18 protein-coding genes are annotated in these 20,940 nt (G+C 63.3%); 15 read left to right on the plus strand and 3 right to left on the minus strand.

What is annotated here, in order from left to right; translation table 11 throughout:
• Nucleotides 1–76: 76 nt before the first annotated feature.
• The 8 genes from VNW74_RS27515 (at nt 77) to VNW74_RS27550 (ending at nt 7,179) form a co-directional block, all read left to right on the plus strand.
• Nucleotides 77–361, plus strand: coding sequence for a WXG100 family type VII secretion target (locus VNW74_RS27515; RefSeq protein WP_325682767.1), 285 nt, complete (start codon nt 77–79; stop codon nt 359–361).
• A gap of 42 nt (nt 362–403) precedes the next feature.
• On the plus strand, nt 404–1,756 hold the full coding sequence (locus VNW74_RS27520; RefSeq protein ID WP_414686801.1) for a magnesium transporter MgtE N-terminal domain-containing protein: 1,353 nt from the start codon (nt 404–406) through the stop codon (nt 1,754–1,756).
• Nucleotides 1,753–3,435, plus strand: coding sequence for an NRAMP family divalent metal transporter (locus tag VNW74_RS27525; protein ID WP_325682771.1), 1,683 nt, complete (start codon nt 1,753–1,755; stop codon nt 3,433–3,435). Before VNW74_RS27520 ends, VNW74_RS27525 begins: the two co-directional genes overlap by 4 nt.
• 61 nt (nt 3,436–3,496) lie before the next feature.
• Entirely contained in the window at nt 3,497–3,709 is a 213-nt protein-coding gene (locus VNW74_RS27530; protein WP_325682773.1) for a hypothetical protein, read from the plus strand.
• Between the two features lie 125 nt (nt 3,710–3,834).
• On the plus strand, nt 3,835–4,566 hold the full coding sequence (locus tag VNW74_RS27535) for an MgtC/SapB family protein (RefSeq protein WP_325682775.1): 732 nt from the start codon (nt 3,835–3,837) through the stop codon (nt 4,564–4,566).
• A 66-nt stretch (nt 4,567–4,632) separates the two neighbouring features.
• Complete coding sequence (locus VNW74_RS27540; RefSeq protein WP_325682777.1) at nt 4,633–5,583, plus strand: sterol desaturase family protein; 951 nt, start codon at nt 4,633–4,635, stop codon at nt 5,581–5,583.
• 181 nt (nt 5,584–5,764) lie between these two features.
• Nucleotides 5,765–6,349, plus strand: coding sequence for a LysM peptidoglycan-binding domain-containing protein (locus VNW74_RS27545; RefSeq protein ID WP_325682779.1), 585 nt, complete (start codon nt 5,765–5,767; stop codon nt 6,347–6,349).
• Nucleotides 6,350–6,504: 155 nt separating this feature from the next.
• Complete coding sequence (locus VNW74_RS27550) at nt 6,505–7,179, plus strand: hypothetical protein (RefSeq protein ID WP_325682781.1); 675 nt, start codon at nt 6,505–6,507, stop codon at nt 7,177–7,179.
• Nucleotides 7,180–7,183: 4 nt separating this feature from the next.
• Here VNW74_RS27550 and VNW74_RS27555 read toward each other — a convergent pair whose 3' ends face one another.
• The gene (locus VNW74_RS27555; RefSeq protein WP_325682783.1) at nt 7,184–7,630 is read right to left on the minus strand and encodes a nitroreductase/quinone reductase family protein; all 447 of its coding nucleotides are present in this window, start codon (nt 7,628–7,630) and stop codon (nt 7,184–7,186) included.
• A 113-nt stretch (nt 7,631–7,743) separates the two neighbouring features.
• Here VNW74_RS27555 and VNW74_RS27560 point away from each other — a divergent pair, with 113 nt between their 5' ends.
• The 3 genes from VNW74_RS27560 to VNW74_RS27570 all read left to right on the plus strand — a co-directional run bounded on the left by VNW74_RS27560 (nt 7,744) and on the right by VNW74_RS27570 (nt 10,552).
• The gene (locus VNW74_RS27560; RefSeq protein WP_325682785.1) at nt 7,744–8,469 is read left to right on the plus strand and encodes a TetR/AcrR family transcriptional regulator; all 726 of its coding nucleotides are present in this window, start codon (nt 7,744–7,746) and stop codon (nt 8,467–8,469) included.
• A gap of 92 nt (nt 8,470–8,561) precedes the next feature.
• Nucleotides 8,562–9,062, plus strand: a complete 501-nt coding sequence (locus VNW74_RS27565; protein WP_325682787.1) for a VOC family protein — start codon at nt 8,562–8,564, stop codon at nt 9,060–9,062.
• Nucleotides 9,059–10,552: an FAD-binding protein gene (locus VNW74_RS27570; RefSeq protein ID WP_325682789.1), complete on the plus strand. Its 1,494-nt coding sequence runs from the start codon at nt 9,059–9,061 to the stop codon at nt 10,550–10,552. The genes VNW74_RS27565 and VNW74_RS27570 overlap by 4 nt, the downstream gene beginning before the upstream one ends.
• A 16-nt stretch (nt 10,553–10,568) precedes the next feature.
• Here VNW74_RS27570 and VNW74_RS27575 read toward each other — a convergent pair whose 3' ends face one another.
• Entirely contained in the window at nt 10,569–13,718 is a 3,150-nt protein-coding gene (locus VNW74_RS27575; protein ID WP_325682791.1) for a peptidase domain-containing ABC transporter, read from the minus strand.
• Between the two features lie 409 nt (nt 13,719–14,127).
• Between VNW74_RS27575 and VNW74_RS27580 the strand changes: the two genes are divergently transcribed.
• Complete coding sequence (locus VNW74_RS27580) at nt 14,128–15,150, plus strand: zinc-dependent alcohol dehydrogenase (RefSeq protein WP_325682799.1); 1,023 nt, start codon at nt 14,128–14,130, stop codon at nt 15,148–15,150.
• Between the two features lie 89 nt (nt 15,151–15,239).
• Here VNW74_RS27580 and VNW74_RS27585 read toward each other — a convergent pair whose 3' ends face one another.
• Entirely contained in the window at nt 15,240–17,348 is a 2,109-nt protein-coding gene (locus tag VNW74_RS27585; protein ID WP_325682793.1) for a RiPP maturation radical SAM C-methyltransferase, read from the minus strand.
• Between the two features lie 334 nt (nt 17,349–17,682).
• Here VNW74_RS27585 and VNW74_RS27590 point away from each other — a divergent pair, with 334 nt between their 5' ends.
• The 3 genes from VNW74_RS27590 to VNW74_RS27600 all read left to right on the plus strand — a co-directional run.
• Complete coding sequence (locus VNW74_RS27590; RefSeq protein WP_325682795.1) at nt 17,683–19,443, plus strand: carbamoyltransferase family protein; 1,761 nt, start codon at nt 17,683–17,685, stop codon at nt 19,441–19,443.
• A gap of 190 nt (nt 19,444–19,633) precedes the next feature.
• Nucleotides 19,634–19,843 (plus strand): MbtH family protein, encoded by a 210-nt coding sequence (locus VNW74_RS27595; protein WP_325682801.1) that lies wholly within the window; start codon nt 19,634–19,636, stop codon nt 19,841–19,843.
• Between the two features lie 78 nt (nt 19,844–19,921).
• On the plus strand, nt 19,922–20,940 hold a 1,019-nt coding region (locus VNW74_RS27600), incomplete at its 3' end, for an AMP-binding protein (protein ID WP_414686802.1).

A 20,940-nucleotide genomic window follows, 5' to 3' on the forward strand; every position in this document is an offset into this window, starting at 1 on the left:
TACGAGCAGCAAGAGCAGGCTTCCCAGCGGCTCCTGTCCAGCTAGCCCAACACCGAAAACTTGTAGGAGGAAAGCAATGTCGATCAGCTACCAGTTCGGCGACGTGGATTCCCACGGCGCCTTGATCCGCGCCCAGGCCGCCTCCCTGGAGCAGGAGCACCAGTCCATCGTGCGCGATGTGCTGGCCGCCGGCGACTTCTGGGGCGGCTCGGGTTCGGTGGCCTGCCAGGAGTTCATCACCCAATTGGGCCGCAACTTCCAGGTCATCTACCAGCAGGCCAACTCCCACGGCCAAAGCGTGCAAAACGCCGGCAACAACATGAGCTCCACCGACAGCGCCGTCGGCTCCAGCTGGGCCTAACAGGCGCCACCAGCCACTGACCCGAATGCGTATTGAGAAGGGATAGCCATGAGCCAGCCAGCCACCAGGCCCCACGACGTCGGTACCGGTACGCCGTTGATTCATTTGTCTCAGCTGTTGCGCGCCCCCGTGGTAACGCCGTCCGGCGAAGCAGTGGGCCGCGTTGACGACATCATTGTGCGACTGCGCAGTTCGGAGACCTACCCGCTGGTCACTGGCATCGTGGCCGGCGTCGGCGGCCGGCAGGTATTCGTCGGCAGCGGGTCTATTCGGCGATTCGAACCAGACCGGGTAATCCTGGTACACAACAAGATTGACCCGCGGCGGTTCGAGCGCCGCAACGGTGAGGTGCTGTTGCGATCTGACGTACTCGGATATCGGCTGATCGACGTGACTGCGGGCGAGTTGGTGCGCGCCTACGACGTTGAACTCGAAGAGAGCGGAGAGGGCTGGGTGCTGGCGCGACTGGACACCCGGCGCCCGCCCCGGCTGTTCGGACTGCTGAAAACACAGGGCGGCCAGGCTTCCCGCGATTGGAAGGCGTTTGAACCATTGATCGGCCACGACCAGTCGATTGCCGTGCGTCGCGTTTTCGGGCGAGTTGCGGCGCTCAAGCCCGCGCAAATCGCCGACCTGCTCGAAGAGGCCAACGAGACCGAGGGCGACGAAATCCTGAACCGCGTGCGCAGCTACCCCGACCTGGAAGCAGATGTCTTCGAGGAGCTCGAACCGGACAAGGCCAGCCGGCTGCTCGACGACATGCCCGCCGGCGACGTGGCGGCCTTGCTCAGCCGGATGCGCGCCGACGACGCCGCTGACGCGATCATGGGCCTCCGTCAGTCTCGCCGGCGCCGGGTTCTGGAGTTGATGCCTGCGCCGCAGCGCACCAAGGTGATCACCCTTCTGGGCTTCAATCCCGACAGCGCGGGCGGATTGATGAATGTCGACATCGTCTGCTGCGGAATTTGGGCCACAGCGGGAGAAGCCCTCGCGCTCATCGGTACCGCCCAGGCCGTGGAGCCGGAGGCGCTCCTGCAGATACACGTGCTGAACGACCAGGGACAGCTCGACGGCGTAGTGCCGGTGACTGCGTTGTTGCAGACGCATCCCACGGATGTGGTTGCCACACTGATGGATTCGAATCCGATCCAGGTTGCTCCCGACGCAGAACTGGCCGATATCGCGGTGCTGATGGCCGATTACAACCTGCACGCCATCCCGGTCGTCGACGATGAGGATCGCGTACTCGGGGTTGTCACGGTCGACGACGTGCTCAAAGCCACCATTCCCGACGACTGGCGTCGACGAGAACCCGGTCCACGTCCCGTGCGGCAACCGAGTTCCTCGACCGACGAATCGATGGCAAGCAGCAACGACGGGAGTGACTGGTCATGACCACTCTGGACCGCGATGTCGTCGACATCGCACCACCGGTAGCGCCCCGCAGCGCGGCGCCCCGCACCGCGGTGCTGGACAGCGCGCACGTCGGTGACATCGAGGGTGCGCTGGGCCGGATCAGCATCAGCGACACTGATCGTCCGCGCACCCTTAAGGTGCGCCTGCTAACCCTGCTGGCGATCGTCGGGCCCGGCTTGATTGTGATGGTGGGCGACAACGACGCCGGCGGTGTCGCGACCTACACGCAGGCCGGGCAGAACTACGGGTACAGCCTGCTGTGGGTGCTGCTGCTGTTGATCCCGGTGCTGATTGTCAATCAGGAGATGGTGGTGAGGCTTGGTGCGGTCACCGGCGTCGGGCACGCGCGGCTGATCAACGAACGGTTCGGCCGCGGCTGGGGCTGGTTCTCCGTCGGTGACCTGTTCCTGCTGAACTTTCTTACCCTCGTTACCGAATTCATCGGCGTCACTTTGGCGGCCGACTATATCGGCATCCCCAGATATGTGGTCGTCCCGTTTGCCGCGGTTGCGCTGATCGCCATCATGGCCACCGGCAGCTTCAAGCGCTGGGAACGCGCGATGTTGGTGTTCATTGCGATCACGCTGGTGCAGGTTCCCATGCTGCTGATGGCTCATCCAGACTTCGGGCACGCGGCGAAATCGTTCGTAGTACCCGGCGTGACGGGTGGGGTTAACTCGGACGCTGTGTTGTTGATCATTGCCATGGTCGGCACCACCGTCGCCCCGTGGCAACTGTTCTTTCAGCAGTCCAACATCGTCGACAAGCGCATCACCCCGCGCTTCATCGGCTACGAGCGAGCCGACACCACAATAGGTGCGTTCGTCGTCGTTGCCGGCGCCGCCGCGTTGGTGATGACCGGCGATTGGGCCGCTCGCGCCACCCACAGCCGAGGCAGTTTCGTCGACGCCGGCGTGCTCGCACACCTGCTCGGCCAACACAATCACGCCCTCGGCTCGATATTCGCGATCGTGTTGCTGGATGCGTCTATCATCGGCGCGGCCGCGGTGACCCTGTCCAGCAGCTACGCGTTCGGGGATGTATTCGGGCTCAAGCACTCGCTGCATCGCGGATTCGCCGACGCCAAACCGTTCTATTTTTCCTACACCGGCATGGTCGTGATCGCGGCGGCAATCGTGATGATCCCGGGCGCGCCTTTGGGGTTGATCACCACCGGCGTGCAAGCGCTGGCCGGATTGCTGCTACCCAGCGCGACCGTCTTTCTGCTGCTGTTGTGCAACGACCGGCAAGTCCTGGGTCCGTGGGTGAACCGGCTGTGGCTCAATGTGATAGCCAGCGTCATCGTTGGCGTGCTATTGCTGTTGTCCGGGATATTGATGGCAACAACGGTATTCCCCGACCGCGACATCGTCGCGATCGTCGCCTACCTCATCCTTGGCTTCGGCGTCTGCGGCGGAGTCGCTTTCGGGGTACTGCGGTGGTCTGGCCTTCGGCGGTCGAAATCACCTGCGCCCAAACAGCTCTCCAATGTGTTGGCCGAGGCCGACCGGACCACATGGCGGATGCCGCCGTTGACCTTGCTGGAGCCAGTGACCTGGTCGGTCGGAACTCGACTAGGCATGTTGGCTTTGCGCGGCTATCTCGTCCTCGGGGCGATTCTGCTGGTGGTCAAGGCCATTCAACTCGGTAGCTCCTAATGTCGTTGAACCGCTGAGTCGATCGAAAATGCAATGAGAGATCGGGAAAGGAGAAATTATTATGTTCATAATTCGGCTCGCTAACGGACGAGAAGTCCACGAAACCGAAGGTGACCACCTGTCGATCAACCACGACACCGGCGTGATCACAATTACTCGGGTCGACGGATTCGAGGAAGTCACGACGTACTACGCGCCGTCGGCCTGGGAAATGGTCACCCACCGAGTCAAGGACGTCGCCATGAGGCCATCCATGCTCTCGGTGGCGCGCTGAGACGCTGCCGCCAGTCCATGGTGGCTGGCTAAGGTTACTGTCGTCGACACGGCACCAATCTCGCCGAACTCCGCCAAACTGATACTCGGCCCTGCGCAGGAGAGCAGAAGAAAGGAGAACCCGTCATGCAGACGCTGAGTATCGCTGAATTCCTGCTGCGTCTGGGCGTCGGGGTCGGCTGCGGTGCCCTCATCGGGATTGAGCGGCAGTGGCAGGCACGGCGGGCCGGGCTGCGCACCAACGCGCTGGTGGCCACCGGCGCGACGTTGTTCGTGCTCTATGCGGTCGTTACGAACGACAGCAGCCCGACCAGGGTCGCGTCCTACGTGGTGTCCGGGGTCGGCTTCCTCGGCGGTGGGGTGATCCTGCGCGAGGGGTTCAACGTACACGGACTCAACACCGCCGCAACCCTGTGGTGCTCAGCCGCGGTCGGTGTGCTCGCGGCCGGCGGGCATCCGCTGTTCGCCCTGATCGCCACCGGCACCATCGTCGGAATTCACCTGCTGGGGCGACCCCTGGGCCACCTGATCGACCGCGGCGGCAACGTGGTGGAAGAGGACGAGGATGACCAGCCCTACCAAGTGCAGGTGATCTGTCGACCCAAGCAAGAGAAATACGTGCGCGCCCAGATTGTCCAGCACACCAGCGGTGGCGACTTCGTGCTGCGCGGCATCCACACCGGGCGTGCGGGCGACGACAGCATCGCGTTGACGGCGTACCTGATCAGCGACAGGCACGCGCCGGCCCGTCTGGAGCAGCTCGTCGCGGACCTGTCTTTGCAGTCAGGCGTTCAGGCGGTGCACTGGTATGCCGGCGACCAGGACGACCCGATGCCCCGCGCCCCGCACGCGGACTAGCCCGTCCGGACAATCAGTTCCGGTCAGCCGCCAAGCGCGGGTCGCCGACGTCGTAGGGTATGGGATGTGAGTGCGATCGCGGATTTCTTATCGGTGTTGCCCGCGCAGATGCGCGATCCGGTGTTGTTCGCGATTCCGTTTTTCCTCGTGCTGTTGATTCTGGAATGGACAGCCGCCCGCAAACTGGAACACATTGAGCGAGAAGCCAACGCGGAAGCCGGAGCCCGGCCGGGGTCGGGTGCCTACTTGACCGCCGATTCCTGGGCGAGCATCTGGATGGGGCTGGTTTCGGTGGCGACCACGGCGGGTTGGAAATTCATTGCCCTACTCGGCTATGCGGCGATCTATGCGTACTTGGCTCCATGGCACTTACCGGCGACGCGCTGGTACACCTGGGTGATCGCGATTCTCGGCGTGGATTTGCTGTATTACTGCTATCACCGCATCGCGCACCGGGTTCGGCTGATTTGGGCCACCCACCAGGCCCACCACTCCAGCCAGTACTTCAATTTCGCGACCGCGCTGCGCCAGAAATGGAACAACAGCGGCGAGATCTTGATGTGGATTCCATTGCCGCTGTTGGGTATTGCACCCTGGATGGTTTTTGTCAGTTTCTCGGTCAACCTCATCTATCAGTTCTGGGTGCACACCGAGCGGATCGGCAGAATGTGGACGCCGTTCGAGTTCGTCTTCAACACGCCATCACATCACCGGGTGCACCACGGCATGGACCCCGAGTATCTCGACAGGAACTACGGCGGGATTTTCATCGTCTGGGACCGGCTGTTCGGCACCTTCCGGCAAGAGACATTTCGTCCGCATTATGGCCTGACCAAGCAAGTCGATACGTTCAACGTCTGGAAGTTGCAGACTCACGAATACCTTTCTATCGCCCGCGATTTGCGCTCAGCGAAACGCCTACGCGACCGGCTGGGCTACGTTTTCGGTCCCCCGGGCTGGCAGCCTCGCGCTACGCTCCGGCCCGAGGCCTCCGCCCCGCTGGCGCCGACCCGGTAGTCCACCACCGAGGCGCCGGTGCTCGCCAGATGGGCAGTGAGCCATCGTTCATCAATCGTTTTTTATTTCGGCGAGCCGAAAGGCCCCATCGCAAAGCCAAGATCAGTAAGCTCCGCTCCGTCGTACAGTTGTATGACGCCCGGCCGGTATTCGCCCGGGCCGCGATGACGAGGAGAATGCAGTGGGAGACACGCTCACCGAAGGACAAAAACTTGTCAAGGGTGACTCGCTTACCTCAAGCAACGGGGCCTACACCCTGACGTTGCAAGACGACGGGAACCTGGTGCTGGCATCGCGCGGCCACGCGATCTGGGCGTCCGGGACCGAAGGCCAGGACGTGGTGCGCGCCGAGGTACAGCACGACGGCAATTTCGTCGTCTACACCGCCGACAAGCCGGTGTGGCACACCGACACCAAGGGCAAGAAGAATGTCCGGCTCGTCCTGCAGGACGACCGCAACCTGGTGCTGTACTCCGGCGACGGAGCGGCATGGTCCACCAAGACCGAGACCGATGCTCCGCCGCCGCCGGAGCCAGAAGCCGCCGCCCCGGCAGCCGAAGCCGAGCATGTTGAGGAGGCCGCCCCGGCACCCGAGCCCGAACCGGCACCCGCTGCGCGGACCTACACCGTCGAGTCCGGCGACACACTGTGGGCCATCTCCGAGCGGTTCTACGGCGACGGCAGCAAGTATCAGGTCATCGCCGATGCCAGTGGCATCGCCAACCCCGATCTGATCCAGCCTGGACAGGTGCTGACGATTCCCTGATCGCGTATCGGGAGCGCGGCGGCCCGCAGCCGAATCCGGACCGGGCCGGCGCGCTCCCAACCGATCGGCTCTCCGGCTTCAACACGACACGTGCCGGGTCGCTAATCTAATAGCCGGCCGGCGCCGCGCCGGCCCCCGACGGATCGGAGTCGAGGGTGGGCCGTCCGGCAGTTCGCGCGTTCGCCGCGACCGTTACCGCCGGGATATTGGCTGCCTGTTTTCCCGCGCTGGCCGCTGCCGACCCCGTGCTCGTCTTCCCCGGGATGGAAATCCACCAGGGCGAGCATCTGTGCACCTTGGGCTACGTCGACCCGGGACTGCGGGTGGCGTTCGCCGCAGGACATTGCCATGCTGATGGACCCGTCACCGACAAGGACAACAACGTCATCGGCAGATTGGCGACGTTCCGGGCCAACACCCCTGACGGCGCGGTCGTGGCCACCGACCAGGCGATCGCCGATTACGAGTCGATTGTGCTGACCGACGGCGTCGCAGCGAACAACATCCTGCCCGGCGGCCGCGTGCTGCAATCGGACCCGGGTCTTGTCGTCACGCAGGGTGAAAACGTCTGTCACTTCGGCGTCGTCACCGGCGAAACCTGCGGAACGGTCCAAGCGGTCAACAACGGCTGGTTCACGATGGGGAATGGCGCCATTAGCCAGAAGGGCGATTCCGGGGGACCGGTGTACATCACCGGCCCCACCGGACAGACACTGATCGTCGGAATATTGAACAGCGTCTGGGGCGGCTTCCCGGCGGCGGTGTCATGGCAGGCCACCTCGCAGCAAGTCCGCGAGGATGTGGGAGTGTCCGGCCGTCCGTCCACGTAGCAAGTCAGCTGGGATTTGCCAGCGTGAAAACGGGGATCGACGGCGCCGCAGCCAGTAACTCGTCATCGCCGCAGTTGGGAGTGAGCCCCGCGATGTGGCCTTTGACCTCCCAATACCACTTGTCCAGGTATCGCCTCAGCAGGTCTGGCTTCGCCGCATCGGCCACCTCCGTGGTGCGCTGCCGGCGGCGATGCCAGCGCGGCCCGACCTCGACGGCTCCGGCGGCTCGGACATTGCGGACCCACTGGGTGCTGCCGCGCGGGGATACCAGATAGTCGACGCCGTCCACGGTCAGTACGTTGACCACCACGCCGCGGAATTTGCCCGTTTTGCGGCCGCGCACGCGAAGCGCCCTGGTACCGGCGATGCTGATGCCCAACTCGGCCAGCCCGCGGATCAGCGCGTTGGCGGCCCGGGCCGCTCCATTGGGTTCGTCGTATCGCACCGACATGACTCGTCCCTCCTCGTCTCAGATTAGAGAGCGGTGCTCTCGTTGGATATGACCGTGCCACACCGACAACGGAAATGCAAGAGCACCGATCTCTTTTGTGCCAAAATGGGTCGATGGGCAAGCGCCGCGACTCACGCGAACGCATCGAAGCGCAGATTGTCGAGCTCGGCCGGCGCCACCTGGTAGAACACGGCGCGGCCGGACTGTCGCTGCGCGCCATCGCCCGCGACCTCGGGATGGTGTCGTCCGCGGTGTATCGATACGTGTCCAGCCGCGACGAGTTGTTGACGTTGTTGCTCGTCGACGCCTACTCCGATCTCGCCGACGAGGTGGATCGCGCCCGCGACGCAGTTCCCGATGATCTGTGGAGCGATGACGTCATCGCGATCGCGCATGCCGCCCGCAGCTGGGCCATCGCGCACCCGGCCAGCTGGGCGCTGCTGTACGGCAGCCCGGTGCCCGGCTACCAGGCCCCCGCCGAGCGGACGGTCGGGCCCGGAACGCGGGTGGTCAGCGCCCTGTTCGACGCCGTGGCCGCCGGTATCGCGACCGGCGATATCATGTTGACTAATTCGTCTGCGCCACAACCGATGTCGTCAGATTTCGAACGACTACGGCACGAGTTTGGTTTCCCCGGCGACGATGCCGTCACCACCAAGTGTTTCGCGATATGGGCCGGTGTGGTGGGCGCGATCAGCCTGGAGGTGTTCGGGCAGTACGGCACCGACACATTGAGTGACCCCGAAGCGGTGTTCGACACCCAGGTTCGGCTGCTGGTCGGTGTGCTGACCCAGCCCGACGTCGATCCGATGCGATACCGGGCTTCGTTGCCGAATTAGAACGTGTTCAATCGCTTGCCGCGGCGGCTGAAACAACGGGCGATGGCAACATCTTTCTTGGCGGGTGAGACGCTGGGCTATCCTGCGATGCGATGAGCCTCTCCGTCGGGTCGCCGGTACAGATCGCCTGGGTGACGCACGACCTGGACGCCACGGAAACGGCCCTCACCGGCCTGTTAGGCGTCAAAAAGTGGGTGAGGTTGCCCGACGTGCACTTTGCGCCGGACACCTGCAGCTACCTCGGCAGACCGGCCGACTTCGTCGCGAGCATTTCACTGAGCTACCTCGGCGAGATGCAGCTGGAGCTGATCGCACCGGTCCGCGGCCCTAATATCTATAGTGACTTTCTGCGCGACAGCGGGCCGGGTCTGCACCACATCTGCGTGGAGGCCGACAGCCTCGAGGAGTTCGCGGACACCTTGGCCGCCGCCGCCGAGCACGGTGCATCGGTGGTTCAGCAGGGCCTGATGCCCGGCGGTCTGCGGTTCGCCTATCTGTCTGCCCCGCAGGCCGGGGTGCCGTTCGTGGAGGTCGCCCATTTCTCTGCCGAGATGCGGCAGTTCTTCGACTACATCAAGCGGGAGCAGCGGTGAGTACCCAAATCCCAGCAACTTTCAGCGCTGACGACGTGTCGTCGTGGTCCGACGATGTCGACGTCGTCGTGATCGGTTTCGGCATCGGCGGTGGCTGCGCCGCGGTCAGCGCGGCCGCCGCTGGCGCACGGGTCCTAGTGCTGGAGCGCGCAGCTGCGGCCGGTGGTACCACCGCGCTAGCCGGCGGGCACTTCTACCTCGGCGGCGGCACCGCGGTCCAGCAGGCGACCGGGCATCCCGACTCGCCAGAGGAGATGTACAAGTATCTGGTCGCGGTGTCGCGCCAACCCGACCACGCGAAGATTCGCGCCTATTGCGACGGCAGCGTCGAGCACTTCAACTGGCTGGAGGACTTGGGCTTTCAATTCGAACGCAGCTTTTACCCGGGCAAGGTGGTCGTGCCACCGGGTACGGAAGGCTTGAGCTATACCGGCAACGAAAAGGTGTGGCCGTTCTGCGAGCAGGCCAAACCCTCGCCGCGCGGGCACTCGGTGCCGGTGCCGGGCGAGCTCGGTGGTGCGTCTATGGTGATCGACCTGCTGGTCAAACGCGCCGACGACCTGGGAGTGCAGATCCGATACGAGACTGGGGCAACCAACCTGATCCTGGACGGCGACGGCGCCGTGGTCGGCGTCGCCTGGAAGCAATTCACCGAAACCGGTGCGGTCAAAGCCAAATCAGTCATCATTGCCGCGGGCGGTTTCGCGATGAACCCGGAGATGGTCGCCGAACATACGCCCGCGCTGGGCCAGCCGCGGCGTACCAAGCACCATGGCCTCGTTGCGCCCTACATCCTGGGCAATCCCAACGACGACGGACTGGGCCTGCGGATGGGCGTCTCGGTAGGAGGCGTCGCCGAGAACATGAACGAAAAGTTCATCACCGCGGCGGCCTATCCGCCCGAAATCCTGCTGACGGGTGTGATCGTGAACAAGGAGGGCAAGCGCTTCGTCGCCGAGGACTCCTACCACTCGCGCACCTCGGCTTTCGTGTTGGAGCAGCCGGAACAGACCGCATACCTGATCGTTGACGAAGCCCATACCGAGATGCCCGCGATGCCGTTGATCCGGTTCCTCGACGGCTACGAGACGATCGCCGAATTGGAGACCGCACTCGACATACCAGCGGGCAACGTCGCGGCGACGTTGGACCGCTACAACGAGTTTGCCGCCAAGGGTGAGGATCCGGACTTTCACAAGCAGCCGGAATATGTTGCGCCGCAGGATAATGGACCCTGGGCAGTGTTCGATCTGTCGCTCGGACGAGCGATGTACTCCGGATTCACGATGGGCGGTCTGGCGGTCACCGTCGACGGTCAGGTGCTGCGCGAGGACGGCACCACCATCGCCGGCCTGTATGCGGTGGGTGCATGCGCATCCAACATCGCCCAGGACGGCAAGGGCTACGCCAGCGGCACCCAGCTCGGCGAAGGATCGTTCTTCGGCCGCCGCACCGGAGCCCACGCGGCCCGCAGGGCCGGGGGCGGATAGTCGCCAGTTGGGCAGCTCACATGGCAAGCTGCTGGCTGCACAGGTAGTAGTACAACCCCTCGCGCGCCATTAGCTCGTCGTGTGTGCCACGTTCGGCGAGCCGGCCGTTTTCGAGCACCAGGATGATATCGGCGTCGCGGACTGTGCTGAGCCGATGGGCGATCACAAACGAAGTACGTCCCCGCAAGAGTTGGTCAAGATTTTCCTTCACCGCTCGCTCCGACTCAGTGTCGAGCGCGCTGGTGGCCTCGTCGAAGACCAGCACCGGAGGACGGTGATAGACGGCCCGCGCGATCGCGATCCGTTGGCGCTGCCCGCCGGACAGCAGCAGGCCGGATTCGCCGATGCGGGTTTCGTAACCCAACGGCAGGCGCTCGATGAAGGTCGCGGCGTTGGCCACCCGCGCCGCCCACATCACCTGCTCTGGGTCAGGCTGGTCGGTGCCAAAGGCGATGTTCTCTGCGATCGTCGCGTCGAACATGTGGTTCTCTTGCAGCACGAAGCCGATCTGGCGGCGGAGGTCGTGCAGATCCAGGCCGCTCAACTCCCGGTTGTCGTAGAGGATGTCGCCCTGTGTAGGCTCCAGCAGTCCGCACAAGCACTTGATGAGTGTTGTCTTGCCAGAACCGCTTCGACCGACTATCGCGACACGGGTACCTGGCTGGACCTCGAAATCGATCTCGTCGAGCACCGGCGTCTGAGCCGGCCCGGGGTACTGAAAAGTCAAGCCCCGGAACTGAATATGGCCGGAAATGGATTTCACCGGCGTCAAGGTCGAATGATCGGCTCCCTGCTCGGGCTCCTGTTCGAGGACATCGTTGAGACGACCGAGCAGAACAACCGTGTGCTGCAGCACATCCCACGACGATACGACTGTGACGATGGGCTGATTGGTGAGCAGCACCAGAGCGTTGAAGGAGATCAGTCCGCCCACCGTCAACTGGTGGTCCAACACCTGGAGCGCCCCGAGCCACAAAAAGAGGGCAAGCGAAAGAAAAGAGATCAGTTGGACCGCTCCGTTGTACAGCATTAGTGCGCGATCCGCCCGGTATACCTTGTCCGACAGATCGTCGAACTCATTGAGCATCATTCGGCGCAACGACTCTTCGGCGCCTATCGCCTTGACCGTCTCGATGCCCCTGATGGAGTCGATTTGGCGGGACTGGTATCGGCCCCAACACACTTCGAGCCCCTCGTAAGTTGGCCGCACGCGCGCCTGGGCATACCACATCAGCGCTCCGTAAAGCGGCGCGGCAGTGAGCACATACACAAGCGTCAGGCGCCAACTGAAAACGCCCATGATGATGACGGCGACGACCACCTGAGCGGCCGCGGCCAGGCAAAGCACCCCCCTGGCTATCGCAATCTCGCGCACGGTCTGCAAGCCGCTAAGCCGGCGCCCGATGTCGCCGACACGCCGAGCCTGGAAGTACCTCATCGGTAAAGCCAGCAGCGCCTCGGAAAGCGATTTCAGGGTCTCCCGGTCGACCCGCACCGCGATGCGGCTGAGCAGCAACTTCTGGACGATCGTGACCATCACGGATATCACCAGCGCGGCAAACATGGCCAGCACGAGGACGGTCAACAGGCCCACGTCGTGGAGGTGGATGACCTTGTCCACAATGACCTTGCTCAAGACCGGAATGAGCATCGAGCCGGCTGCCGATAGGAAGGCCAGCGCAAGCGCCAGGAGCAACGTGCGCCGGTAAGGCTCGAAGAATCGGATGTACCAGCCGACAGGCGAACGTTCCTCCGGGACCTCCATCAGCGCCTCGGTGGGGGACACCAAGGCCGCGTAGCCCGACCAATTCGCCTCTAGTTCGGATCGCTCCAGTCGGCGGCGCCCCCGGGCTGGATCGCCAACCCAGGCATGCCGAGCGTCGAGGTGGTAGAGGACGAGCCAGTGATTGTTGGTCCAATTCAAAATCGCCGGCAGCGGCATTGAATCCAGCCGACTTTTGGGCATCCTCGCCGCGCACACCTTGAACCCAAGCGCCTCGGCACCCTGTTTGATGCCTAACAGGCTCGTCCCATCAACGGCGGTATGAACTTTCTCTCGCACATGCGCGGATGACACGCTGCGGCCGTAGTAACGGCACATCATCGTCAGGGACGCGGCACCGGCCTCAGTTGCATCGTTTTGCAGGACAACGGGAAAAAAGCGGATGCGCTTGCGGGGGCGGACGAAACCGTCGAATTGCTCGATGTCGATGTCGCCCGGCGTCTGTTGCGGGTACGAGGTCGCAGCGGCGCGATTCTGCTCGTCGCTCAGGACCTCGGGTCCAGCGGCATTCGCCGGCAGCAACTCCTCAGCGAAATCGGGCGGGACCTGCGCGAAGCGGCGGTAGTCGTAGGCGGAGACGCGCTGCTCGAAGCCTTCTCGAAACTTGGGGTATTCGGCAGCCAGCTCGGCAAACAAATCCGGCTCCAGCGCCCACAACTCGCAATCGGTGACGGCCTTGACGGTGGCCGCGCGATCGGTACCGCGCAGCAACGACACCTCGCCGAAGAAATCCCCAGGACGTAGATCCGTACGCGGTTCGCGGGTGCCGTCGGCATCAACATAGGCGCGCAGCCGGCCATGGCGGATGACATACATCGGGCCGGCCGGCTCACCCTGCCGGATTACCAACTCCCCGGCGCTGACCGCCTTGGGCACCAGCCCGTTTAGCAGCACTCGCATTCCGTCGGGCGGAAGGGCATCGAACGCGGTGTATTGGCGGAGGAAATCGCCCAGCTCGCGGCGCCGGATATCGAGGTCGACGTAGCGGCCCACCTCCGGCTCGCTACGGACCAAGGCCTCGAATATCCCGCGGTCCAGCCGCAGCGCCTGCACCGGGCTGGAAGCACGTACCGTGGCCGCACGGTGCCGCTCGGGATCCAGCAACGATCGTTCACCGAAGATGTCGCCAGAGCGCAGAACGTTGAGCGGTAAGTCTTCGCCGCCGTCACCGGCCTTGATCACCTGCGCCGTACCGGACTGAATCACAAACATTGCGTCCGCCCGATCGCCTTCGGCGACAATCACCTCGCCGAAGCCGAAGCTCACTGGTGTAAACGACGCCTCCACCAGCCGACGAACGTCTGCCGGCATCAACTCCAGCAATGCGACCCGTCGCAGGTCCGCCGGGGCGGTTGGTGCGAGTGGGCGATCAGAGACGGTCATAGCGGTTCACGTGCGGGTCGGCCTCGGCGGGCCGCGCGCCCGCTATCTCTTCGCGGAGATGCACCGCAACCTCCTATGCCACTGTGCGCGCCTACTCGGCAAACTTCGCCGTCACTCGCCGATCTTGACATCTCGCGGCAAGAGCCACTTTACGAATTCGTCAGCGATCAGCAAATTGTGGCGACTCCTTCGGTGTCAGCAAATTGTGCCAGTCGCGGAAGTTGTCTGCGGTCGCTTGCACAAATATTTCATGTCGCCGACACAACTTGCTCGTAGCGCGCGCCTCTCGGCAAACGCGGGGGTAAACTACGCCCGACCAGAGGCGCAGTTCGGCGCAGCGCCAAAAATTGAAACCGTCCGTGCCCTTAGCAGGCGTCGCACTCGGGAGGAAATGCGCAGGGTGACGGAGATGCGGGCGGTGGTCAAGCAGGGGCCTTCCGTGCTGATGCGCCGCGTGCCGGTGCCTGAACCCCGACCGGGAGAGGTCCTCATCCGGGTCGGGGTGGCGGGCGTGTGCCGCACCGACGTTTTCGTCGCTCAAGGGAAGCTGTCATCCGCTGACCCCGTGATTCTCGGGCACGAGTTTGCAGGTGTTGTCGCCGCGGACGGGCGGGGCGATCACGAGTTTGCCGCCGGAGACCGGGTAGTCGTCATGCCGGCGGTCCCCTGCGGAAGGTGCGTCCGATGCACCGGCGGCATGCCGGAATGCTGCCCGCACCACCAATTCCTCGGAGTTTCCCTGCACGGAGCCTTTGCGGAGTACATCGCCGTGCCGGCTCAGGTGGTGCACCACCTGCCGGAGACGCTGTCCTTTAGGGAAGGCGCCTATGCGGAACCGGTATGCGCCTCGCTTGCCGTGCTGAAGGCCGGCATCCAGCCAGGGGAGCGCGGCCTAGTTTATGGCGATAACCGGATCGCCGAGCTGACCAAGCGAGTGCTGTGGACGGCGGGCTTTTCGGCCGTCGAGACGCACCGGGTGGATCCGTCGCTGCCCCTGGAAACGGATGCTTACGACTTCGTCGTCGAGACCCAACCCATCGCGCCGGCCTTCGACGAGATCATCCGGGTCTTACGCCCCGGCGGTCGCGTCGTGCTCAAGAGTCGACCGCCCGCCCCGGTGGCAATCGACCTCGCGGCGGCCGTGCGTAAGGAAGTGATTTTCGAGGCGGTGTCGTACGGGACGTTCTCCGAGTCTCTCGACTTCCTGACTCGCCACGACGTCGCCGACCTATTCGGCGAAGTCCGGCCATTGGAGGACTTCGCCAACGTGTTCGCCGCCGACGACGTCGGTGAGAACCTCAAAAGCTTTCTCTCTCCCGATCCAATTGACGCCAACCAGGCGCCGCCGCGACACATCGCGAAGGTAGAGACCGTGGCAGTTACCGTCGACGAACTGTCGGCGTTGTCGACGCCATCGTCCTCGCCGCGGTGACTCGACTCGCCCTCGATCCGGTAACTAGAAGCCGGGCAGCGAAACCGCTTCGTGAGGCGGGGTTTTATTCAAACTGATCTGCCTGCGGATCAGAGGATTTCGGCTGCTGCGCTGCCGTCAACTCGCGCCACTACCGAAGTCTGGTTGTCAAGCACTGTACAAATGGGACCGTCTTTGCTTTGTCTACCAAAATCCTCCAGCATCGCCTGACACTTCTCTATCACGTGCTCGGGGGGCGAATAGCCTTCCAACGGCAGCGCGAGCGTCAGATAGTGACCGTCTTCGGTGAGCAGCAGACCGGCGTCGACGAGATCGGCGAGCACGCCTGGCAGAGCGTCTGGGCCGCAGTGCTGCTCGGCGAGTGCCTGAAGGCGGCCTATGCCGTGCACCCTGTCGCACGCCAGAAGCACCTCGCGGTGGAGTCCCTCGAGCACCTGAAACGGTCGGCGTGCCGCGGGCCGAAGATCCCATACCAGCAAGTGATTTTCGTTGTCGGCAGTGAGGAGTTCGCTTGTGGGGTGGTGCTGCGTCCACGCATCGAGTTGCTCCAGCAAGGGGGCGGTGTATTGGTGGACCTGCCGGCCGTCGGCGTAGTCGAATTCGAAGAAGTAGGCAAGGTTAGCAATCGCCGACACCGGCAAGTCGTACAAGTGCCGGTAGGCCAAATGCGGTCTGACGTTGGTGATGCCGTACTGCTGGGCCTGTTCGAAGTAGGGGCTAAACCGGTCGAGCCGAATCGGAGACCTGAAACCCGGCGGCTGCAGATGGGTCAGTAACGGCACCGTTGCTGCGAACTGCTCGTAATCGTGGACCGTTTCACCGGGAAAGCCAGAAAGCACATTCCACGTCACGTCGACGCCCAATTCTTTGCACCACTTGAGCGTCTGAATGTTCTGCAACATGGTGACACCCTTGCGCATCAACTGCAGGACGTGGGAGCTCAAACTCTCGATACCCGGTTGCACCTCGGTGACACCAGCGTCACGCAGCACGCGCAGTTGATCCTTCGAGACGTTCGCCTTGATTTCGTAGAACAGGTTCAGCGCTGCGGCGCTATCGCGCAGCCGAGGAAGAAAAGTCCGGAAATAGCTGGTGTCGAGGATGTTGTCGACGACGCTTATTGGACGGTCGGGATAGCGTCGACTCAACGCCATCAACTCATCGAGCGCGCGCTGCGGCTGTTTGCTGCGATACGCCATGCTTAAGCCGTTGAGACCGCAGAACGTGCAGTGATGTTTGGCGCCCCACCAGCACCCTCGTGACGTCTCAAACGTCACCCGAACCGGTGACGGGGCGACGCCGGATGCGAAGTGCAACTGTTGGAAGTAGTCGTCATAGTCCGGATAGGGCAGCGCATTGAGGTCAACTAACCCCGCCGCCTTCGATGGCGCATCGGCCAGCGAAAGGGTCCGGCCAGTCATGACGCCAGGTAGGTCGTCGATGGCCTCACCAGCCAAGACTCGAAGCGCTAGCTGCGGAAATACCGTATCGGCCTCGCCCGACACCGCAGCGTCGAGGAAGCTGAACTGGCGCACCGACTCCAGGCCCATGACACCTTCGACGTTGGCGCCGCCAATCAAAACGAATGTTTCCGGTAGGGCTTGTTTAACCCGTGACGCCAGTGCCAGGGAAGCGATCTGTTGCTGAAATACACTGGTGAAGCCCAGAATTCGCGGGCGACGGCGCATCACTTCATCGACGCAGTCGTCGAGGAATGACGCCACTGCGGCACGGGTCCGCAACACGGTTTCGATGAAGTCCTCGCGCAGGCGATCCGCCGGGGCCGCAGGGTCCCCACCCGCCCCAGCGTCGAACCAATCGCGCGCCGGTGGGACAGTGGAGTGATCGTTGCATGAGCCGCGGCCGCGCTCCCGCAGCACCTCTTTCACATAGGCATCGTCGTCTAGGCGCCCTGGCCCCCATAGCGCTTCGGTGAACAACCATTCTCCGAGCATCGCCACGGTTCTCGGCTTCCCGTTAGCGAGATCGTGATACAGCTGCTCCCCGATCTTCGCTGCGAATGGAAACGTGAAATATCTAACGGCGCAGCTTATTCCAGCACGGTTGAGACCAGCCTTCAGGAGCCCCAGCGCAATCGACGGATCGCACAGAGAACCAAATGGCATGCTGACGAGAAGAACGTCGTGATCCACGACGTCGAGGTCTGATGTAGCCCTCGAAGGCGACTGGTGCTCCATGAAAGCCCCTATCCCTCCCTTGTCCCTGTCGCCCCCTCAACAAGGATAGGGCGTCGGTCAACCAGCCACCGGGCAATCAAGCAAAGACGCGGAGAGCCGCATCGGCGCGCCGAAAACCGCCATCAGCCGACCGATCCGCTATTAGATCGCCTTCCTGGGTCACGAGACCCGCATCACTTGTAATGTATCGTCCGTCGTCACCGTCCAAGCGTTGGCTGGCGGCGAGCCGAATTGGCGTACGAACGTCAGTTGCCCCAAACTAACGACCGAGGAGTCCGGACGGACGACGAGTTCAGTTCCAGGAGATGCGGCGCGACTCGCAGGAATACTTGGCATGAATATCTTGGGAATTAGCGGCTTTGAGAATTCGATGCCGTTCAAGCGGGCTCACTGGCCCTCGCTCGACGAGCGTGAGTATCGGATCTCGCAGGGTCACGATGCCGCGGCCGCCCTAGTAGTCGATGGCCAGGTCGTCGCTGCCGCAGCAGAAGAGCGGTTCAATCGCGAGAAGCACAGTGCGCGGTTCCCGCTCCGGGCAATCGAGTACTGCCTTTCGGAGGCCGGTCTTGCGCTCGAGGACGTCGATCAACTGGCGCACGGGTTTGACTACGAACCCTTCCAGGAACTCTTTGCGCTCGACCCGGCGGCCTCGGAACTGTACCGCGAAGTCTATTCCCGCGAAGCACTTTTGCGTCTCGCGGAACGAGATCTGAAGGGCTTTCCCGCGGACCGCGTCCATCACGTCGGCCATCACCTGGCCCACGCGGCGAGTGCGTACTTCACGTCCGGGTTCGACGAATGCTTGGTCGTCGTTATCGACGGAATGGGTGAGGTCGTCAGCGCGACCGTCTATCGAGCGAGCGCGAGACGATTGGAGAAGCTTCACGAGATCTCAGCGGCCCACTCGATCGGGATCTTGTATTCACTCGTGACGCTCCATCTCGGTTTCAATTTCGGCGCCGACGAATACAAGATCATGGGACTGGCGCCGTACGGTGATCCGGAACGGTTCCAAGCATTCTTCGAACAGGCAATTGACCTTCGCCCCAACGGTTCCATCCGTATTCCCCCGCTCGCGTTGAACCAGACGCGCGAAGAGCGGGAGAATCACCTGGCCACCCGTCGCCATCTCACCGAGCATTTGGGTCCGCCGCGGATGCCGGACGACCCGATCACCGACGACCACCGGGACGTCGCCGCAGCCTTACAGGCCGGTCTCGACCGGGCTATGGAACATCTCTGCGGGCACTTCGGCCGGCACACTGGCTTGCGCAAGCTGGCGATGGCCGGCGGTGTCGCACTGAATTGCACGTCCAACGGAAAGCTGCTTCGATCCGGCCTTTTTGATGACATCTACATTCAGCCTGCCGCGGGCGACGACGGGTCTGCGCTGGGGGCGGCTCTCTACCGGGCCTCGCTCCACGACGGGGATCTTCCGAATCGACGGTTCCCGGTCCCGTTTCTCGGTCCCGCCCCTTCTCACACCGCAATCGAATCAGCGATTTCAGGGATGGGAGACCGGATCGCGGTGGAGCGGTTCGATGGGCTGGAGCCGGCGTGTGAGCGGGCCGCCGAGTTGATCAAAGAAGGTCACGTCCTCGCGTGGTATCGGGGTCGGATGGAGTTCGGCCCGCGTGCCCTGGGACACCGCAGCATCCTGGCGGATCCTGGACACCCGGCGATGCGCGACCGTATCAACTCGATGGTCAAGATGCGAGAAGCGTTTCGGCCGTTCGCTCCTGCGGTGACGATCGAGCAAGTGCATCGCTGGTTTGAGGTCCCGCCGATGACCGAGCTCGCATACATGATCGTCACCGCGGACGTCCGACAAGAACATCGCGCTCACCTCCCGGCGGTCACACACGTGAACGGTTCGGCTCGGGTACAGACCGTCAGCAACAAAGACAACGCGTCGTTCCACACATTGCTCGGCGCCGTCGGCCGGGCCACGGGTCGAGAAATGGTCCTCAACACAAGCTTCAACGTCAAGGGACAACCGATCGTGAATACCCCCGCAGAGGCCATGGAGACCTTCCTCGGCACCGGAATCGAGTTTTTGTTCCTGGAGAACACCCTCGTCAGCCGGGCCCGGTAAGCACGTCTCACGGCTACGCGACGCCGGGCGGCTGCACCACCAGTTACACCAACATCACCTGTCCCACCAGATGCATGACATCGCGCATTCAGGCTCGGCACGTTCCTACAATCTGATAGTAAGTAGCTCAATCGGGGAAATCTCGGCGCCCTTCTAACGGCTGATGGCCGACGACCAATCGGGAGAACCGTTGAGCACCAATCCCTTCGATGACGACAATGGCAGCTTCTTCGTGCTCGTCAATGACGAGGAACAGCACAGTTTGTGGCCAACGTTCGCCGACGTCCCAAACGGCTGGAGCGTGGTCTACGGCGAGGCTGGCCGACAGGCGTGTCTGGACTTCATCGACCAGAACTGGGCCGACATACGCCCAAGAAGCCTGCGCGAGAGACTCGCCTAGGTAGCGTGCGGAGCTTTAGTCAGGTGTGCCGGCCCGGGTTCGGAGAGTCGGATGTACCTGGATGACCAGGCACTTCCTCTGACGCGAGGACAGCTGGACGTATGGGGTAATCGGGCGGTGTTGACCCAGCCGCTGACGGGGGTGTCTGTTCCGGAGTTGTGGGCTGCCCAGGTGGCGCGTGTCCCGGAGGCGGTGGCGGTCAGCTTTGAAGGCCGCTCGATGACCTACCGCGAGGTTGAGCGGGCCGCCAACCGATTGGCGCATCTGCTGGCTTCTTATGGGGTGGGCCCGGGCGCGTGTGTGGCGCTGCTGTTTTGCCGTTGCCCCGAGGCGATCGTCGCGATTTTGGCGGTGCTGAAGACAGGGGCCGGTTATCTGCCGATCGACCCGACGCTGCCGGCAGCCCGCGTGGAGTTCGTGGTGGGCGATGCCGCGCCGATCGCCGCGATCACCACCGCTGAGCTGGCTGACCGCCTCGACGGGTACGGGCTGCTGGTTATCGATGTCAATGACTCCGCTGTTAACGGCCAACCCCGCGCGCCATTACCGGCGCCGGCCCCCGACGACATCGCCCACATCATCTACACCTCGGGAACTACCGGTGTCCCTAAAGGGGTGGCGGTCACCCACGACAACGTCACCCAGCTGTTCGATTCACTAGACCCCGGCTTCGAGTTGGCTGGGCAGGTGTGGACGCAGTGTCATTCCTATGCTTTCGACTTCTCGGTGTGGGAGATCTGGGGTGCGCTTTTGCACGGTGGGCGGCTGGTGGTGGTGCCCGAATCGGTGGCCGGTTCACCAGAAGACTTTCACGCCCTGCTGGTCGCAGAACGGGTCAGCGTCGTCAGTCAAACCCCTTCTGCGGTAGGGATGTTGTCACCGCAGGGGTTGGAGTTTGCGGCGTTGGTGGTCGCCGGTGAGGCCTGCCCGGCCGAGCTGGTGGATCGCTGGGCGCCCGGGCGGGTGATGATCAACGCCTACGGCCCGACCGAAACGACGATGTGTGTGGCGGTCAGTGCGCCGCTGGCTGCCGGCATGGGTGTGGTGCCGATCGGCTCGCCGGTGCCGGGTGCGGCCTTGTTCGTGCTGGACGATTG

Source organism: Mycobacterium sp. (assembly GCF_035570115.1).
Classification (GTDB): Bacteria; Actinomycetota; Actinomycetes; order Mycobacteriales; family Mycobacteriaceae; genus Mycobacterium.

Bases quoted from the DNA above. Each gene is read 5' to 3' on its own strand.
- VNW74_RS27555 (WP_325682783.1), bottom strand. From the start codon at position 7,630: ATGTCGGTGCGATACGACGAACCCAATGGAGCGGCCCGGGCCGCCAAC.
- VNW74_RS27530 (WP_325682773.1), top strand. From the start codon at position 3,497: ATGTTCATAATTCGGCTCGCTAACGGACGAGAAGTCCACGAAACCGAA.
- VNW74_RS27535 (WP_325682775.1), top strand. From the start codon at position 3,835: ATGCAGACGCTGAGTATCGCTGAATTCCTGCTGCGTCTGGGCGTCGGG.
- VNW74_RS27590 (WP_325682795.1), top strand. From the start codon at position 17,683: ATGAATATCTTGGGAATTAGCGGCTTTGAGAATTCGATGCCGTTCAAG.
- VNW74_RS27580 (WP_325682799.1), top strand. From the start codon at position 14,128: ATGCGGGCGGTGGTCAAGCAGGGGCCTTCCGTGCTGATGCGCCGCGTG.
- VNW74_RS27575 (WP_325682791.1), bottom strand. From the start codon at position 13,718: ATGACCGTCTCTGATCGCCCACTCGCACCAACCGCCCCGGCGGACCTG.
- VNW74_RS27515 (WP_325682767.1), top strand. From the start codon at position 77: ATGTCGATCAGCTACCAGTTCGGCGACGTGGATTCCCACGGCGCCTTG.
- VNW74_RS27585 (WP_325682793.1), bottom strand. From the start codon at position 17,348: ATGGAGCACCAGTCGCCTTCGAGGGCTACATCAGACCTCGACGTCGTG.
- VNW74_RS27560 (WP_325682785.1), top strand. From the start codon at position 7,744: ATGGGCAAGCGCCGCGACTCACGCGAACGCATCGAAGCGCAGATTGTC.
- VNW74_RS27525 (WP_325682771.1), top strand. From the start codon at position 1,753: ATGACCACTCTGGACCGCGATGTCGTCGACATCGCACCACCGGTAGCG.
- VNW74_RS27565 (WP_325682787.1), top strand. From the start codon at position 8,562: ATGAGCCTCTCCGTCGGGTCGCCGGTACAGATCGCCTGGGTGACGCAC.